The sequence below is a fragment of the Spirillospora sp. NPDC049652 genome, assembly GCF_040675125.1.
Taxonomy (GTDB): Bacteria; Actinomycetota; Actinomycetes; order Streptosporangiales; family Streptosporangiaceae; genus Spirillospora.
This window is the reverse complement of record NZ_JBFAOF010000983.1, coordinates 1-2,570: the sequence shown is the minus strand read 5'-3', so window position 1 is coordinate 2,570 and position 2,570 is coordinate 1. Positions and strand designations below refer to the sequence as shown.

Sequence of the window (2,570 nt, the reverse complement as noted above, 5' to 3'; positions counted from 1 at the left end):
GCGCAGGCCGCCTCCGCCGAGTGGGAACGGGGCCTGCTGCGGCATCCGGCGTCCCGCGCCGAGGCGTGGCCCGGCGGCGGCCACCGGCTGCACGCCGAGCGCCCGGCCGAGTTCACCCTGGTCGTCCGCCGCTGGCTGGACGCTCTCGACCGAGCCCGCACCGCCGACGCGCCTGCCGCGCCCGCCGCGGACTCGCCCGCCGCGTCCGCCGCGCCCGCGGCGGCCCCGCCCGCTTCCGTCCCGACCGAATCCGCTCGCTAAGGAGACGCCCGCGTGAAGTTCGCGATCTTTCTGAACCCGCAGATCCCCGGCTCCGGGTGGGCCGCCGAGGAGAACGCCAAGGCCAAGCGGCCGATCGGACGGGACCGCGAGTCGTACCAGAAGCTGCTGCACGAGGTCCGCGAGATCGCCGTGCACGCCGACCGGGTCGGCTTCGACGCCCTGATGATGACCGAGCACCACTTCCACTCGGAGGGCTTCGAGTTCTCGGTCAACCCGCTGATGTTCCTGACCGACCTCGCCGCCCGCACCGAGCGCATCCTGCTCGCGCCGCTCGGCCTCGTCCTGCCCACCTGGGACCCGATCCGCGCCGCCGAGGACGTGGCGCTGCTCGACCACTTCTCGCGCGGACGGCTGCGGCTCGGCGTCGCGCGCGGCTACCAGGCGCGGTGGGCGAACGTGCTCGGCCAGCGCTGGCACGCGTCCGCGGCCCGCTCGGACGGCTCGAAGTCCGACAACCGCAACTTCGACGTGTTCGGCGAGGTCCTGAAGATCATGAAGATGGCGTGGGAGCAGGACAGCCTGCGCTACAAGAGCGACGTCCTGGACTACGAGGTGCCCGCGCCCTACGAGGGCCTGGAGGGCTGGCCGGCGCAGGAGTGGACCCGCACGTTCGGCGCGCCCGGCGAGATCGACGACGACGGCGTGCTGCGCTCGGTCTCGGTCTGCCCGAAGCCCTACCAGGACCCGCACCCCGAACTCTGGCAGCCGTTCACCGTCTCCGACCGCTCGGTCGTGCGCGCCGCGCAGGAGGGCATCCTGCCCTGGATGTTCACCCCGAACCCGGACGAGCACGCCAAGAAGGCCAAGCTCTACCAGGACGAGTGCGCCAAGCTCGGCCGGTCCTACAAGCTGGGCGAGCACACGGGCATCCTGAAGATCGTCGGGATGGCGGACACCCGCGAGGAGGCCATCGCCACCTACGGCCAGGGCATGCAGAAGGACTTCGCGTCGTTCTTCGGCCCGTTCGGGTACCTGGAGGTCCTGCGCACGCAGGAGGACGACAAGCACAAGCCGATCTCGCCGGAGAAGGGCGACTACAAGCGCATGGCCGACGTCGAGATGGCGCTGATCGGCGGCCCGGACGACGTCAAGCGCGGCATCCAGCGGATGCTCGACCGGATGCCCGACCTGGAGTGGTTCGGGCTGTTCATGCAGGGGCAGCAGGGCGTCCTGCCGCTGGACACGGTCAAGCGGAACCTGGAGCTGTTCGCCACCAAGGTCATCCCCGAGTTCCAGGACTGACGGCCGTGGAGTTCTGGCTCGGCGCGTCGTTCGTGGACGCCGGCGAGTACCTGCCGCTCGCGGCGGCCGCCGACCGGCTCGGCTACGACGCGGTCGCGATCTCCGACCACCTGTTCCACGCCGACTACCAGGCGTCCTACCCCTACAGCGAGACCGGCGCGCCGCCCTACGCCGAGGGCACGCACTGGCCGGACGCGTGGGTCGCGATCGGGGCGATGGCGGCCGTGACGACCCGCGTCCGGTTCGCCACCAACGTCTACATCGCCCCGGCCCGCGACCTGTTCACGGTCGCCAAGGCCGTGTCGACCGCGGCCGTCCTGTCCGGCGACCGGGTGATCCTCGGCGTCGGGGTCGGCTGGTGCGAGGACGAGTTCCGGCAGACCGGGCAGGACTTCCGGACGCGCGGCAGGCGGCTGGACGAGATGATCCCGGCGCTCCGCGCGCTCTGGAAGGGCGGCCGGGTCGAGCACCACGGCCGGTTCTTCGACCACGGCCCGCTCAGCATCGCGCCCGTGCCGTCCGCGCCCGTCCCGGTCCTCATCGGCGGGGACAGCGACGTCGCGCTGCGCCGCGCCGCGCGGATCGGGGACGGCTGGATCGGCAACCGCGTCTACAAGGAGGACGACCTCTCCGACCTGCTCGACCGCCTCAAGGACCACCTCGCCGAGCACGGCCGCACCCTGGACGACCTCCGGATCATCGCGCCGATCGCGAAGCGGCCGAGCGCCGATCTCTACCGCAAGTGGCAGGACCGCGGCGTCTCCGGCACGCTCGCCGCTCCCTGGTGGATGCCGACCGACGCGGAGAAAGCCCGCTTCACCGGTGCCGATCTCAAGATCGCGTGCATGGAGCGGTTCGCCGAAGAGGTCATCCAGAAGATGTGATCAAGCCGGGCCGGCCGGGGGGACCAGGCGGGCGACGGCGCGCACGGGCGCGCCGTCGCCCCTGCCCGCCCCCAACAGCCCCCGCGGGAACAAATAGGGAGAGCGGCGGGGGGGGGAAGAGGGTTTGGTGTTAGGTGTAGATATAGGGGGTGGGCGGATCAA

General features: G+C 71.7%; 2 protein-coding genes and 1 pseudogene. All 3 read left to right on the top strand.

Features of this window, described 5'->3' with window-relative positions; genetic code table 11:
- Window positions 1-261: pseudogene (locus AB0J52_RS35775) on the top strand (hypothetical protein); the annotation flags it as partial.
- Window positions 262-273: 12 nt separating this feature from the next.
- Window positions 274-1,524, top strand: coding sequence for an LLM class flavin-dependent oxidoreductase (locus AB0J52_RS35770; RefSeq protein ID WP_500187353.1), 1,251 nt, complete (start codon window positions 274-276; stop codon window positions 1,522-1,524).
- Between the two features lie 5 nt (window positions 1,525-1,529).
- Window positions 1,530-2,408 carry a TIGR03619 family F420-dependent LLM class oxidoreductase gene (locus tag AB0J52_RS35765; RefSeq protein ID WP_500187352.1) on the top strand — a complete coding sequence of 293 codons (879 nt, stop codon included), beginning with the start codon at window positions 1,530-1,532 and terminating at the stop codon, window positions 2,406-2,408.
- Window positions 2,409-2,570 lie beyond the last annotated feature (162 nt).